The organism is Rhodococcus ruber NBRC 15591 (assembly GCF_001894945.1).
Lineage (GTDB): Bacteria > Actinomycetota > Actinomycetes > Mycobacteriales > Mycobacteriaceae > Rhodococcus > Rhodococcus ruber.
The window spans coordinates 66,976-81,437 of the sequence record NZ_BCXE01000012.1 but is presented as its reverse complement, the minus strand read 5'-3'; the positions used below and the strand labels follow the sequence as shown (position 1 = coordinate 81,437).

Annotated in this window: 12 protein-coding genes and 1 tRNA gene; 6 read left to right on the top strand and 7 right to left on the bottom strand. The window is 69.2% G+C overall.

The features are described from left to right. Positions 1 to 49: 49 nt before the first annotated feature. The 4 genes from RR3_RS08210 to RR3_RS08195 form a co-directional block, all read right to left on the bottom strand. A complete protein-coding gene (locus RR3_RS08210; RefSeq protein ID WP_064066116.1) occupies positions 50 to 1,759 on the bottom strand; it encodes a SulP family inorganic anion transporter in 1,710 nt (569 codons plus the stop codon). A 163-nt stretch (positions 1,760 to 1,922) separates the two neighbouring features. Beyond that, a tRNA-Val gene (locus RR3_RS08205) sits at positions 1,923 to 1,997 on the bottom strand. Positions 1,998 to 2,031: 34 nt separating this feature from the next. After that, positions 2,032 to 2,496, bottom strand: coding sequence for a peroxiredoxin (locus tag RR3_RS08200; protein ID WP_010594292.1), 465 nt, complete (start codon positions 2,494 to 2,496; stop codon positions 2,032 to 2,034). Positions 2,497 to 2,543: 47 nt separating this feature from the next. Next, positions 2,544 to 2,966 (bottom strand): DUF3052 domain-containing protein, encoded by a 423-nt coding sequence (locus tag RR3_RS08195; protein ID WP_003937077.1) that lies wholly within the window; start codon positions 2,964 to 2,966, stop codon positions 2,544 to 2,546. A 356-nt stretch (positions 2,967 to 3,322) separates the two neighbouring features. On the opposite strand from RR3_RS08195, the gene aceE reads away from it, so the two are divergent. From aceE to RR3_RS08165, 6 genes are all read left to right on the top strand, one after another. Then, entirely contained in the window at positions 3,323 to 6,175 is a 2,853-nt protein-coding gene (gene aceE / locus RR3_RS08190; protein ID WP_017680342.1) for a pyruvate dehydrogenase (acetyl-transferring), homodimeric type, read from the top strand. A 49-nt stretch (positions 6,176 to 6,224) separates the two neighbouring features. Then, on the top strand, positions 6,225 to 7,538 hold the full coding sequence (locus RR3_RS08185) for a PucR family transcriptional regulator (RefSeq protein ID WP_225222858.1): 1,314 nt from the start codon (positions 6,225 to 6,227) through the stop codon (positions 7,536 to 7,538). A gap of 128 nt (positions 7,539 to 7,666) precedes the next feature. Further along, positions 7,667 to 8,584, top strand: coding sequence for an ACP S-malonyltransferase (locus RR3_RS08180; protein ID WP_017680341.1), 918 nt, complete (start codon positions 7,667 to 7,669; stop codon positions 8,582 to 8,584). 117 nt (positions 8,585 to 8,701) lie between these two features. Beyond that, positions 8,702 to 8,980: a meromycolate extension acyl carrier protein AcpM gene (gene acpM, locus RR3_RS08175; protein WP_003937073.1), complete on the top strand. Its 279-nt coding sequence runs from the start codon at positions 8,702 to 8,704 to the stop codon at positions 8,978 to 8,980. A gap of 8 nt (positions 8,981 to 8,988) precedes the next feature. Next, the gene (locus tag RR3_RS08170; protein ID WP_010594288.1) at positions 8,989 to 10,236 is read left to right on the top strand and encodes a KasA/KasB family beta-ketoacyl-ACP synthase; all 1,248 of its coding nucleotides are present in this window, start codon (positions 8,989 to 8,991) and stop codon (positions 10,234 to 10,236) included. 99 nt (positions 10,237 to 10,335) lie between these two features. Next, entirely contained in the window at positions 10,336 to 11,769 is a 1,434-nt protein-coding gene (locus tag RR3_RS08165) for an acyl-CoA carboxylase subunit beta (protein ID WP_010594287.1), read from the top strand. 70 nt (positions 11,770 to 11,839) lie between these two features. Here RR3_RS08165 and RR3_RS08160 read toward each other — a convergent pair whose 3' ends face one another. The 3 genes from RR3_RS08160 to RR3_RS08150 all read right to left on the bottom strand — a co-directional run bounded on the left by RR3_RS08160 (position 11,840) and on the right by RR3_RS08150 (position 14,448). Continuing rightward, the gene (locus RR3_RS08160) at positions 11,840 to 12,349 is read right to left on the bottom strand and encodes a DUF3145 domain-containing protein (RefSeq protein WP_003937070.1); all 510 of its coding nucleotides are present in this window, start codon (positions 12,347 to 12,349) and stop codon (positions 11,840 to 11,842) included. A gap of 103 nt (positions 12,350 to 12,452) precedes the next feature. Next, positions 12,453 to 13,283: a serine hydrolase domain-containing protein gene (locus RR3_RS08155; protein WP_010594286.1), complete on the bottom strand. Its 831-nt coding sequence runs from the start codon at positions 13,281 to 13,283 to the stop codon at positions 12,453 to 12,455. A 37-nt stretch (positions 13,284 to 13,320) separates the two neighbouring features. Further along, positions 13,321 to 14,448 (bottom strand): NDMA-dependent alcohol dehydrogenase, encoded by a 1,128-nt coding sequence (locus tag RR3_RS08150; RefSeq protein ID WP_010594285.1) that lies wholly within the window; start codon positions 14,446 to 14,448, stop codon positions 13,321 to 13,323. Between the last annotated feature and the right edge of the window lie 14 nt (positions 14,449 to 14,462).

Below are 14,462 nucleotides of genomic sequence, written 5' to 3'. Positions count from 1 at the left end.
GGGATGGTCCACCCGGACGGCCGGTGCTTCTCCACCGCCCGTCCGGAGGTCACGCCGACGTCGGGTCGTCGTCCGGGGGGTGGTCGAGGTTGCGACGGGCCGCGGTGACGGCCTCGTCGACGGTCGGGTGTGCGCCTGTGACGACACTGGCGATGCCGGTCGCGCTGAGCAGGTCGCGCACCTGGCCGATCTCGCCGGCGAAGAGCAGACGGATGCGACGGTGCTCGAGTTCGGCATACAGCCGGTCCAGCATGCCGACGGCGGTGATGTCGATTCCCGGCACAGCTGCGGTGTCGAGGACGACGGCCCGCGTGTCGTCCCGGACATGACCGCGTACGGCGGCCGCCACGTTGTCGGCGTTGGCGTAGATCAGCCCGGCCTCCGGGCGCAGCACCACGATCCCCGGCTCGGTGCGCGCGTCGGGACGGCGCTGCAGGTCGACCCAGCGGCTTCCGTCCGGTGTGCGGCCCAGCTCGGCGACATGCGGCCGCGAGGCCCGGAACAGCAGGAGCAGGACCGACACCGCGACGCCGAGGAAGAGCCCGGGAAGGATGTCGAAGACCAGCACGCCAGCCATGGCGCTCGCCGCGGCGAGGAAGTCCGCGTACGCGGTGACGCCGTAGATCCGCCGCAGGCTCGGAGTGGCCAGACGCGCGTACTTGCGCAGCGTCCGGAAGTCGACGAGCTTCGTGACAGCCGCGATCACCACGGCAGCGAGGGTGGCCTCCGGCAGGTTCGCGAACAGGCCGGTCAGGAACAGCAGGGTCAGCACCGTCAGCGCCGCCACGACGATGCCGGAGAGCTGCGACACCGCCCCGGCCGAGACGTTGACCGCGGTCTTCGACAGGGACCCGTTGACGATCATCCCGGAGGACAGCCCCGCGCCGATGTTCGCTGTGCCCACCCCGAGCAGTTCCCGGTTCGGATCGATCTCGTAGTGTTGCTCGGCGGCGTAGTTCTTGGCTGCTCCGACGCCCTCGGCGAACGCGACCAGCAGGATCCCTGCCGCCGACGCGAGCAGCGCGACGTAGTCGGATCCAGGGATGCTGGGGAGGCCGAGCGGAGGTAACCCGCCCTCGATCTGCCCGACGATCTCCACTCCCTTGGCGTCGAGGTCGAGGACCGAGACGGCGACGATGCCCAGGGCGACCGCGACCAGCGGTGCGGGCAGCCGGGGCGACACCCGGTGCAGGACCAGGACGAGCGCAAGGGAGCCGGCGCCGACGGCCAACGTCCAGCCGTTCGTCCCACCCAGCGACGTGACCAGGTGCCAGGTTTTTTCGAAGAAGTCCCCGTCCCCCTTCGGGACTCCGAAGAGCTTCGGGAGCTGACCGACGATGATCGTCAGCGCCAGGCCGACGATGAATCCCTTCAGCACCGGCTCGGAGATGAAGGAAGCCAGAAACCCCAGACGCGCCAGCCCCGCGAGGATCCCGAGCACCCCGACCAGCAGCGCCAGACCGGCCGTCAGCGCTGCCGCATCGGCGTCACCGGCGATGCCGGCGACAGCAGCACCCGACAGCGCAGCGGTGGCCGCCATCGGCCCCACCACCAGGTGCCGGGAGCTGCCGAACAGCGCGTAGAGGAGCAGCGCCGCGGGCGCGGCATACAGGCCGATCACCGGGGACACCCCGGCGATCGTGGCGTACGCGAGGGCCTCGGGCACCAGAACCGCCCACACCGTCAGGCCGGCCAGCAGGTCCCGGCCGATCCGGTCGGCCCGATAGCCCTCGAACGAGGTGAGCAGCGGCACCTTCACCCCACGAGCACAGCAAACCCTGCCCAGCCGCGACAGAGCCCAAAGACCCCCGGGTGCGGCCCCACGAGCCCGGCTGCGTCCGCGGACGTCGACACGTGTGGGCAAAAGTCCCGTCGAGGCATACGCGCCCGGTCCCTGACCAGGTCTTTCACGGCCACATTCCTGGTGGGCGCGGAGGGTTTCGAACCCCCGACCGCTGGTGTGTAAAACCAGAGCTCTACCACTGAGCTACACGCCCGCAGATCCGGCGGCTCGCGCCGCCGGACTGTGCCTCAGGACTTTAGCGCGGCCAGCGCTCGCACCCAAGCGCCCTGGTCACGGGGCTCGCCGGGCTGATTCTCCTCGGCGAACCGGACGATGCCGTCCTTGTCGACGACGAAGGTGCCGCGGTTGGCGAAACCGAACTTCTCGTTGAACACACCGTAGGCCTGGGCCACGGCACCGTGCGGCCAGAAATCGGAGAGCAGCGGGAACGTGTAGCCCTGCTCGGCGGCCCAGATCTTGTGCGTGGGCGAGGCCCCCACCGACACGGCGACGATCGCGGTGTCGTCGTTCTCGTAGGTCGGCAGGTCGTCCCGCACGGCGCACAGCTCGCCCTGGCAGACGCCGGTGAACGCGAGCGGGTAGAACACGAGCAGCACGTTCTTCTTCCCGCGGAAGCTCGACAGCGTCACTTCCTGGTTGTTCTGGTCCTTGAGTGTGAAATCGGGCGCCTGGGCACCCACCTCGATCGCCATGTGCGTCGGTAGTCCTTACGTCGATGGAGAGGAACTGAGCGGTGTGCTCAGCGCTTGGTGCGGGCGGCCTTCGGCTGCACCAGCCGGCTGCCCACCCAGTCGCCGAGATTGGCGGTCGAGGTCTGGGTCAGGCCGGCGGTCGTGGCCGATTCGGCGATCTCGCTGGGCTCGACATGATCCGGACGCCCGGTCTTCGGCGTCAGCACCCAGACGACGCCCTCGTCGGCGAGCGGGCCGATCGCATCCATCAGCGCATCGACGAGGTCTCCGTCGCTGTCGCGCCACCAGAGCAGCACCACATCGACGACCTCGTCGGATTCCTCGTCGAGCAGGTCCGATCCGATCGTGTCCTCGACGGCGGCCCGCAGGTCGTCGTCCGTGTCCTCGTCCCAACCGAGTTCCTGAACCACCTGGTCGTGGGAGATACCGAGCTTCTGAACGTAGTTCTGGGCGTCCGCCGCGGCGACCACGGTGGTGTCCTCCTTCGGTTGTGGCCGCGGGCGTGCCGCGTACCGGATGTCATGAGCGATTTTTCAAAGCGAACATCCTCGGGGAGCTCAACGCAAGCCGAATCGCACGGAAACTCACAAGAATCTTCCCGGGACGTTACCGCGAGAAGCGCCACACGCCGACCCGCCGCGCGGACCCGAACCGTGCGGATACCCGGCCTGCAGGCGTTGTACACCCGGGGGGATGCCTCCTACCGCGCGATGGGGGAAGATGAGCAGTGCATCTCGTTCAGATGTCGATGAGTCGGCTCCCACAAGAGCCGGCCCTACGGAGCGGGCGCCACACCTGCGCGCCCCACCACGATGAGGAGCAGACGTTGACAGACCTGATCCACGAGCCCGATTCCTCGACGAGCGCCGCCACACCGGGCGCCTCGGAAGCGGGATCCTCGCCGAACACCACCGGGGCCACCGACGGCCGCGTGCGGGTCATCCGCGAGGGCGTGGCCTCCTACCTGCCGGACATAGACCCGGCCGAGACCACGGAGTGGCTCGAGTCGTTCGACGGGCTGCTCGAGTCCGCCGGTCCTGCGCGTGCCCGTTACCTGATGCTGCGCCTGCTCGAGCGCGCCGGCGAACGCCATGTGTCCATTCCGGCACTGACCTCGACCGACTACGTGAACACCATCCCGACCGAGAACGAGCCGTGGTTCCCCGGCGACGAGGAGGTCGAGCGCCGCTACCGCGCCTTCATCCGGTGGAACGCCGCGATCATGGTGCACCGCGCACAGCGTCCCGGCATCGGCGTCGGCGGCCACATCTCCACCTACGCGTCCTCCGCGGCGCTGTACGAGGTGGGCTTCAACCACTTCTTCCGCGGCAAGGACCACCCGGGCGGCGGTGACCAGATCTTCATCCAGGGGCACGCCTCCCCCGGCATCTATGCCCGCGCCTACCTCGAGGGCCGCATCCCGGCCGAGCAACTCGACGGGTTCCGCCAGGAGGCCAGCCACGCCGACCAGGGCGGCGGCCTGCCGTCCTACCCGCATCCGCGGCTGCTGCCGGACTTCTGGGAGTTCCCGACGGTGTCGATGGGCCTGGGCCCGATGAACGCGATCTACCAGGCGCGGTTCAACCACTACCTGCACGACCGCGGCCTGAAGGACACCTCCGACCAGCACGTGTGGGCGTTCCTCGGCGACGGCGAGATGGACGAACCGGAGTCGCGCGGTCTCGCGCACGTCGCGGCCACCGAGGGTCTGGACAACCTCACGTTCGTGGTCAACTGCAATCTGCAGCGCCTCGACGGTCCGGTTCGCGGCAACGGCAAGATCATCCAGGAGCTGGAGTCGTTCTTCCGCGGGGCCGGCTGGAACGTCATCAAGGTGGTCTGGGGCCGGGAGTGGGACGCCCTGCTGCACGCCGACAAGGACGGTGCGCTCGTCAATCTGATGAACGTGACGCCGGACGGCGACTACCAGACCTACAAGGCCAACGACGGGGCCTTCGTCCGTGAGCACTTCTTCGGCCGCGATCCGCGCACGAAGGAGCTGGTCAAGAACCTCAGCGACCAGGAGATCTGGAACCTCAAGCGCGGCGGCCACGACTACCGCAAGATCTACGCGGCGTACGCCGCGGCCATGGCGCACAAGGGTCAGCCGACGGTGATCCTCGCGCACACGATCAAGGGGTACACCCTCGGCAAGCACTTCGAGGGTCGCAACGCCACGCACCAGATGAAGAAGCTCACGCTCGAGGACCTCAAGTACTTCCGCGATCTGCAGCGCATCCCGATCTCGGACGCCGAACTCGAGGCGAACCCGAAGATGCCGCCGTACTACCACCCGGGCAACGACTCGCCGGAGATCCAGTACATGCTCGAGCGGCGCCGCGCGCTCGGCGGGTTCCTGCCCGAACGCCGCACCGCCGACGCTCCGCTGCCGCTGCCGGGGGACAAGACCTACGAGGTGGTCCGCAAGGGCTCCGGCAAGCAGCAGGTGGCCACCACCATGGCATTGGTGCGCATCATGAAGGAGCTGCTGCGCGACAAGGAGATCGGTCCGCGCATCGTGCCGATCATCCCGGACGAGGCCCGCACGTTCGGCATGGACTCGTGGTTCCCGTCGCTGAAGATCTACAACCGCAACGGCCAGCTGTACACGTCGGTCGACGCGGAGCTGATGCTCGCCTACAAGGAGAGCGTCGCCGGGCAGATCCTGCACGAGGGCATCAACGAGGCCGGGTCCACCGCCTCGTTCACCGCGGTCGGCACCTCGTACGCCACGCACGGGCTGCCGATGATCCCCCTGTACATCTTCTACTCGATGTTCGGCTTCCAGCGCACCGGCGACGGCCTGTGGGCGGCGGCGGACCAGATGGCCCGCGGATTCGTGCTCGGCGCGACAGCCGGCCGCACCACCCTCACCGGTGAGGGGCTGCAGCACGCCGACGGGCATTCGCTGCTGCTGGCGTCGACGAACCCGGCGGTGGTGTCCTACGATCCCGCGTTCTCCTACGAGCTCGCGCACATCGTCAAGGACGGTCTGCGCCGCATGTACGGCGGCACGGAGGGCGTCGACGGGTTCGGTGGCGAGAACGTCTTCTACTACATCACCCTCTACAACGAGCCGTACGTGCAGCCGGCCGAGCCGGAGAACCTCGACGTCGAGGGCCTGCTCAAGGGCATCTACCTGTACCGCCGCGGCGAGGGCGCCGGGCCGAAGGCGCAGATCCTCGCCTCCGGCGTGCTCATGCCCGAGGCGTTGCGGGCCCAGGAGATGCTGGCCGACGAGTGGGACGTGGCCGCAGACGTGTGGTCGGTGACCTCGTGGGGCGAGCTGCGCCGCGACGGTGTCGAATGCGAGCGGCAGGCGCTGCTCGACCCGGGCGCCGACGCTCCGACGCCGTACGTGGCGAAGATCCTGGCCGACGCCGCCGGGCCGTTCGTGGCCGTCTCCGACTGGATGCGTGCGGTACCGGACCAGATCCGGCAGTGGGTGCCGGGCGACTACACCACCCTCGGCGCCGACGGGTTCGGGTTCTCCGACACCCGCCCCGCCGCGCGCCGATTCTTCAACATCGACGCGGAGTCCACGGTGGTCGCGGTGCTCGCCGCCCTCGGCCGGGACGGCGCTGTCGATCGCGCGCGGGCGGTCGAGGCCGCCCAGCGGTACCGGATCGACGACGTGGCGGCCGCACCGGAGCAGACCTCGGATCCCGGCGTGGCCTGATCCGAACCGCTCTGCCGCGGGCGGCGGGCCGCGGGCGTAGTTTCGTCCCATGGTCGTAGAACCCGCAGAGCCGCGTCCGAAGCGCGCACCGGGCGTCCCTACGGGGCGTCCGGTGCCGCCGGCGCGGCCGGAGCGAGATCCCCTGCCCGATGCGCTCCTGCGTCGCGTCAAGCAGTTCTCCGGACGGCTGTCCACCGAGGCCGTGCACTCCATGCAGGAACAGTTGCCGTTCTTCGCCGATCTCGACGCGTCGCAGCGGTCCAACGTGCAGCTGATCATCCAGACGGCTGTCGTCGACTTCCTCGAATGGGTGCGCAATCCCGACAGCGACCTGCGGTTCAGCCTGGACGCGTTCCAGGTGATCCCGCAGGACCTGGCGCGGCGGCTGACGTTGCGCCAGACCGTGGACATGGTCCGCGCTGCCATGGAGTTCTTCGAGCAGTGGCTGCCGGCCCTGGCACGCAACGAGCAGCAACTCGTCGCGCTCACCGAGGCGACGCTGCGCTACGGCCGGGAACTCGGGTTCGCCGCGGCCTCGGTGTACGCGAGCGCCGCGGAGTCCCGCGGCGCGTGGGACACCCGCCTCGAGGCGCTGGTCGTCGACGCGGTGGTCCGTGGCGACACCGGGTCGGACATGCTCTCGCGCGCCGCGACGCTGAACTGGGATGCGACGGCGCCGGCCACCGTGATCATCGGCACTCCCCCGCCGAACGAGGGGGTCTCGGTCGTGACGACCGTGCACTCGATCGCGCAGCAGCACGGCCGGGCGGCGCTGGCGGTGGTGCAGGGCGAGCGGCTCGTGATGGTGGTCAGCGGCGAGCTGCACGGGAGCGTCGAGGCAATGGCGTTCCGGTCCGAGCTGATGCGCAGCTTCTCGGACGATCCGGTGGTGATCGGTCCCACCACGCCCACCCTCGCGTCGGCGCATGCCTCCGCGGTCGAGGCGATGGCCGGGATGGAAGCGGTGGCCGGGTGGCGGGGCGCGCCGCGGCCGGTGCATGCGGCGGAGCTGTTGCCGGAGCGGGCCCTGCTCGGCGACGCGGGAGCGATCGCTGCCCTCGAGGACGATGTGGTGGCTCCGCTCACCGAGGCGGGTGTGGCGCTGGCCGACACCCTCGACGCATACCTCGACTGCGGGGGTGCTGTCGAGACCTGCGCCCGGCAGCTGTTTGTTCATCCAAATACCGTGCGGTACCGACTCAAGCGGATCACAGAAGTCACCGGCCGGGACCCGACGAATCCCCGTGATGCGTACGTGTTGCGGATCGCGGCCACCGTGGGAAGGTTGGCTCGAAGTCATAACGAATTGCGGACTCCAGTCCCACCCGTCTCCCGTTTCACATTGCGCGAACCGGGCGCGTAACAGGGGACGGCACTTCGTCGATGGTGAACGCCGACGTGCAGTTTTGTTGAAACCCTACAAAACTGCACCCGAGAGTTCATCCCTACCGACATCTCGCAGGACTGTCTCCAGGGTGTTCCCTGATCATCGTGATTTCGCTGCTCGCCCCCGGTCAGGGGTCCCAGAAACCCGGCATGCTCGCCTCCTGGTTGGAGCAGGCCGGCGCCCGCGATCGCGTCCAGCTGTGGTCGAAGGCCTCGGGCCTCGACCTCGAACGCCTCGGCACCACCGCGACGGCCGCGGAGATCACCGACACCGCCGTGACCCAGCCGCTGGTCGTCGCGACGGCACTGCTCGCCTACGAGGAGCTCGAGTCCCGCGGCCTCGTCCCGGACGACACGATCGTCGCCGGGCATTCGGTCGGTGAGCTCGCCGCCGCGGCCATCGCCGGCGTCATCAGCGCGGACGAGGCGGTCATGCTCGCTGCCGTCCGCGGCGCCGAGATGGCCCGGGCGTGCGCGCTCGAGCCGACCGGCATGTCGGCCGTGCTCGGCGGCCGGGAGGACGAGGTGCTCGCCCGGCTGGCCGAGCTGGGCCTGACGCCGGCGAACGTGAACGCCGCCGGCCAGATCGTCGCCGCCGGCCGCCTCACGGCGCTCGAGGAGCTCGCGGCGAACGCTCCGGAGAAGGCCCGGATCCGGCCCCTTCCGGTCGCCGGGGCCTTCCACACCGCATTCATGGCCCCGGCCCAGGAAGCCGTCGCCGAGGCCGCGGCGAAGATCGTGCCCAGCGATCCGACCCGCACGTTGCTGTCCAACTCCGACGGGGCGCCGGTCGCCTCGGGAGCGGACGCACTGACCAAGCTTGCCGCACAGGTCACCCGACCGGTGCGCTGGGACCTGTGCACCGCGACCCTGCGTGCGGCCGAGGTCTCGGCGGTCGTGGAGCTTCCCCCGGCCGGCACCCTGGTCGGCATCGCCAAGCGTGAGATGCGCGGCACGCCGACCACGGCACTCCAGACCCCTGAGGAGATCTCAGCGCTGGCCGAATCGATCAGAGTCGGTTAGTTTGCTGCGCGCGCGTCGCGCAGCACGGGACCTGCCCTCGACGGGCACCCGGAATCCGGGCGGAACCCTCCACCCGGTCCGATCACAGCAAGACGAAACGAAGAAGGGAGCCACGACGTGGCCGCCACCCAGGAAGAAATCATCGCCGGTCTCGCGGAGATCATCGAAGAGGTCACCGGCATCGAGCCCTCCGAGGTGACCGTCGAGAAGTCGTTCGTCGACGATCTCGACATCGACTCCCTGTCCATGGTGGAGATCGCCGTGCAGACCGAGGACAAGTACGGCGTGAAGATCCCCGACGAGGATCTCGCGAGCCTGCGCACCGTCGGTGACGCCGTCGCGTACATCCAGAAGCTCGAGGCCGAGGGCGTCCAGGCCACGAACGACAACGAGTGAGCTCAACCGTGACTTCCGCCTCTCCCCGCACAGGGACATTTCCCAACGTCGTCGTCACCAGCCTCGCGGCCACGACATCGATCGCAGGTGACGTGGATGCCACGTGGAAGGGCCTGCTCGCCGGTGAGAGCGGGATCGACACGCTGACCGGATTCGTCGACGAGTTCGACCTGCCGGTTCGCATCGGCGGCAAGCTCACGACGAGCCCCGACGAAACCCTCTCACGCGTCGAGATCCGCCGGATGAGCTTCGTCGAGCGGCTCGCGCTCCACCTCGGCCGCACCGTGTGGGCGAATGCCGGCAGCCCGGAGGTCGACCGCGAACGCCTCGGCGTCGTCGTCGGCACCGGTCTCGGTGGTGGCGAAGCGCTCATCGACGCGGTCGACAAGCTGCGCGGCGGCGGCTACCGCAAGGTGTCTCCGTTCGCCGTGCAGATGGTCATGCCGAACGGCCCGTCGGCGACCGTGGGTCTCGAGCTCGGCGCGAAGGCCGGCGTGATGACGCCGGTGTCCGCCTGCTCGTCCGGCAACGAGGCCATCGCCCACGCCTACCGGATGATCGCGATGGGCGATGCCGACATCGTCGTCGCCGGTGGTGTCGAGGGCCAGCTCGACGCGGTTGCCACCGCCAGCTTCGCCATGATGCGGGCACTGAGCACCCGCAACGAGGATCCGCGTGGGGCGTCGCGCCCGTTCGACAAGGACCGCGACGGTTTCGTCTTCGGCGAGGCCGGCGCGCTGATGGTGCTCGAGACCGAGGAACACGCCAAGGCTCGCGGCGCCACCATCCACGCCCGTCTGCTCGGCGCCGGCATCACCTCGGACGGATTCCACATCGTGGCCCCCGATCCCGAGGGGACCGGCGCGGCACGCGCCATGACGAAGGCCCTCCACGGCGCCGGCCTGACGCCGTCCGACATCGGCTTCGTCAACGCGCATGCCACCGCCACGCCCATCGGCGACATCGCCGAGGCGAAGGCGATCAATGCCGCGGTGGGCAACCACGCCGCGGTGTACGCACCGAAGGGTGCCCTCGGGCATTCGATCGGTGCGGTCGGTGCGCTGGAAGCGGTCCTGACGGTCCTGAGCCTGCGGGACGGGGTCATCCCGCCCACGCTCAATGTGGACAACCAGGATCCAGAGATCGATCTCGACGTCGTGAAGGGCGAAGCCCGGTACGGCCAGATCGATTTCGCGCTGAACAACTCGTTCGGTTTCGGTGGGCACAACGTTGCGCTCGCGTTCGGCCGGGCCTGACCCGACCGGACTTCGCTCGCCGTCGGGGTGGGGATCTCGTCACGAGATCCCCACCCCCGGCGCCCATCCCCCGCTCTTGCCTTGCCCGAGGAGAACGCGATGACCGTCCTGGAACCTGCTCAGACGCGCGACGCTGCCGTCGATCCCCGCGATCCGCTCCGGCGGCTCGAGCGACTGTTCGACGCGGGCACCCTGAGCCTGCTGCACCCCCGGGACAAGTCCGGCATGCTCGCCGCGATCGGTTCCATCGACGGCGTCCGGACCGTCGCGTACTGCTCCGACGCCACCGTGATGGGTGGCGCCATGGGCGTGGACGGCTGCAAGCACATCGTCGACGCCATCGACACCGCCCTCGAGCAGGACATCCCGATCGTGGGGCTGTGGCATTCGGGCGGTGCCCGGCTCGCAGAGGGCGTCGACTCCCTGCACGCGGTCGGCTTGATCTTCGAGGCAATGGTCCGCGCTTCCGGGCGGATCCCCCAGATCTCCGTCGTCCTCGGGTTCGCGGCGGGTGGCGCCGCCTACGGACCGGCACTCACCGACATCGTCATCATGGCGCCCGAGGCCCGCATCTTCGTCACCGGTCCCGACGTGGTGCGCAGCGTCACCGGTGAGCAGGTCGACATGGAATCGCTCGGCGGTCCGGACACCCACACCAAGAAGTCGGGCGTTGCGCACATCGCCGCCCACGACGAGGACGACGCCCTGCACCGGGCCCGTCGCCTCGTGTCGATGCTTGCCGAACAAGGCGAGTTCGACCTCGACGCCGCCCGTCGCGGCGACACCGACTTGCGGGCGCTGCTGCCCGAATCCCCGCGCCGCGCCTACGATGTCCGCCCGATCGTGCACGAGCTGCTCGACAACGTCGAGGGCGAGTCCAGCTTCGAGGAACTGCAGGCCGGCTGGGCGCGCAGCGTCGTCACCGGTTTCGGTCGTCTCGGCGGCCGCACCGTCGGCGTCATCGCGAACAACCCCTTGCGTCTCGGTGGCTGCCTGGATTCCGTCAGCGCCGAGAAGTCCGCGCGCTTCGTGCGCCTGTGCAATGCGTTCGGGGTCCCTCTCGTCGTCGTCGTCGACGTGCCCGGCTACCTGCCCGGCGTGAGCCAGGAGTGGGAGGGTGTCGTCCGTCGCGGAGCGAAGCTGCTGCATGCCTTCGCCGAGTCCGAGGTGCCCCGCGTGACGCTGGTGACCCGGAAGATCTACGGCGGCGCCTACATCGCGATGAACTCCCGGGCCCTGGGTGCGACCGCCGTGTTCGCCTGGCCCGACGCCGAGGTCGCCGTGATGGGCGCCAAGGCGGCGGTGGGGATCCTGCACAAGCGGGCCCTGGCCGCGGCACCGGAGGAGGAACGCGAGGCGCTGCACGACCGTCTCGCCGCCGAGCACGAAGCCATCGCCGGCGGCGTCGGCCGGGCGATGTCGATCGGTGTCGTCGACGAACTCATCGATCCGGCGACGACCCGCAGCACGCTCGCCCAGGCGCTGGCGTCGGCTCCGGCGCGTCGCGGCCGGCACAAGAACATCCCGCTGTAGGCGGCTGCGCCGCCGGTGCGTCTTTTGGGTTGCCCCAGCAGCCCAAAAGACGCACGGGCCGCGTAGCGGCCTATCCCACGTTCCGGCGCAGCCAGGTCACCTCGGCGCCCTCGCCGCCGCTGCGGTAGGGCTCGAGGGCCTCGTCCCAGGCCGTGCCCAACACCCGGTTCAGCTCCTCGACGATGTTGCTGCCACCGGCGAGCAGTGACCGCAGCCGCATCTCGCCGACCACGACGTCGCCGTTCGCGCTCGTGTTGCCCCGCCACAGTCCCAGTCCGGGCACGTGACTGTAGCGCTCGCCGTCGACGCCGTCGCTGGGGTCCTCGGTGATCTCGAAGCGGATCATCGGCCACACCCGGAGGGCGTCGACGAGGCGTGCGGCGGTCCCCACCGGACCCGCCCAGTTCACAGTGGTGCGCAGTTGTCCGACGTCGACCGGTTGACCGATCCAGGTGAGATCCGGACGGCAATCGAGGGTGGCGGCCAGTGCCCATTCGATATGCGGGCAGACCGCAGCAGGCGACGAGTGGATGTAGACCACCCCGGTCGTCGCATCCGCGAACTGGTTCGACGCACGCACTACACACCTCCACTTCGACGAGGGACGTCTTCCCCAACGGCCTGACATCGAAGCGGTCGCGCATGGCGACAGAGGACAGTCTGCCCGTGTTACTCCTGTTTCGCTAGGGAACGGATGAGGAATTTGAGAATTCGGTGAGGACGTCGTCCGCGAGGGCGGGCCACAGTGGTTTCGCCCACTCGCCGAATGCCCTGTCCGTCAGCACGACACACGCGATCCCCGCGCGGGGATCGACCCACAGGAATGTACCGGACTGACCGAAGTGCCCGTACGTTTCGGGTGAATTGGCCGCACCGGTCCAGTGCGGGTCCTTCCGGCCGCGGATCTCGACACCGAGCCCCCAGTCGTTGGGCTTGTGCATCCCGTACCCGGGCACGATCCCGTCGAGTCCGGGGAACTGCACCCGGGTGGCCTCCGCAAGCGTCTGGGTCGACACCAGACGGGGCGCGAGCAGTTCCGCGGCGAAGTGCGTCAGGTCGGTGAGCGACGACTGCCCACCGTGCCCGGCAGGTCCCGGCAGCGACGACTCCCGCATGCCGAGCGGCTCGAAGACGGCCTGGGTGAGGTATTCGGGGAACGGGATGCCGGTCTCGCCCTCGACGAGCTCCGCGAGAATTTCGAAGCCCGCGCTCGAGTAGATCCGCTTGCGGCCGGGCTCCGCCTGCGACACGCGTTCGTCGAAGGCCAGTCCCGAGGCGTGCGCCAGCAGATGGCGGACGGTCGACCCCGGCGGACCGGCGGGCTGATCGAGTTCGAGCGCGCCCTCCTCCACAGCGACGAGGACCGCGTAGGCGACGAGCGGCTTGGTGACCGATGCGAGACGGTAGAGCCGCAACTGGTCGCCGCGCTCTGCGACGACGCCGCCGGCGCGGGTGAGAACCGCGGCGGCGGCGTGGTCGACAGGCCAGTCGGAGATCGCGTCGAGGCTGTTCACGTACCCAGCCTAGAAGACGGCACCGGTGGCCGCGGAATCACCGATCGGCGTCGGTGTACCGGATGACGCCGCGGATGTTCTTCCCGTCGAGCATGTCCTGGTAGCCGTCGTTGACCTGCTCGAGGGTATACGTGCGGGTGACCATGTCCGCGAGGTTGAGCTGTCCGGCCTTGTACATCGCGAGCAGGTTCGGAATGTCGACCCGCGCATTGCAGCCGCCGAAGATGTTGCCCTGCAGATCCTTCTGCAGCATCGCGAACAGGAACGCGTTCAGCTTCACGTCCATGTCCGTCATGTGCCCCATCGCGGTGACCACGCAGCGGCCGTTCTTCGCGGTCAGCTGCAAGGCCTCCTCGACGTACTCGCCGCGCATCTCGCCCACGGTGATGATCGTCTTGTCCGCCATGCGTCCCCACGTGGTCTCCATGATCGGCATGAGCGCCTCGGCCATCGACGGGTAGGCGTGCGTCGCGCCGAACTTCAGGGCCTGCTCCCGCTTCCACGGCACGGGGTCGATCGCGAAGATCTGTCGCGCTCCGGACGCGACGGCGCCCTGCAGGGCGCTCATCCCCACGCCCCCCACGCCGATCACGGCGACAGCCTCCCCGGGCTTGACGTCGGCGACGTGGGTGGCCGAGCCCCAGCCGGTGGGCACGCCGCAGCCGACGAGGGCGGCCAGCTCGAACGGGACGTCCTTGTCGATCTTGACGACCTGTGTCTGGTTGACCGTCATGTACGGCGAGAAGGTGCCGAGCAGGCACATCGGGATCACGTGCTGTCCGCGCGCCTGGATCCGGTAGGTGCCGTCGGAGATCGCCATCCCGCTGAGCAGGCCCGCGCCGAGATCGCACAGGTTCGAGTGACCGGTGGCGCACGACGGGCAGCGACCGCATGCCGGAATGAAGGACAGGACGACGTGATCGCCGACCTCCAGGCCGACGACGCCGTCGCCGACCTTCGTGATGACGCCGGACCCCTCGTGGCCGCCCATCACCGGGAAGGACGGCATGGGCGTCGCTCCCGTGACGATGTGGTGGTCCGAGTGGCACATCCCCGCCGCCTCCATGCGGATCTGCACCTCGCCCGCGACCGGGTCACCGATCTCGATTTCCTCCACCGACCACGGCTCGTTGAGACCCCACAGGATCGCGCCCTTGGTCTTCATCTGCATCGCCCTCC

Coding starts and splice junctions, on each gene's coding strand:
- RR3_RS08200 (WP_010594292.1), bottom strand. CDS start 2,496: ATGGCGATCGAGGTGGGTGCCCAGGCGCCCGATTTCACACTCAAGGAC.
- RR3_RS08185 (WP_225222858.1), top strand. CDS start 6,225: ATGGTCGTAGAACCCGCAGAGCCGCGTCCGAAGCGCGCACCGGGCGTC.
- RR3_RS08165 (WP_010594287.1), top strand. CDS start 10,336: ATGACCGTCCTGGAACCTGCTCAGACGCGCGACGCTGCCGTCGATCCC.
- RR3_RS08150 (WP_010594285.1), bottom strand. CDS start 14,448: ATGAAGACCAAGGGCGCGATCCTGTGGGGTCTCAACGAGCCGTGGTCG.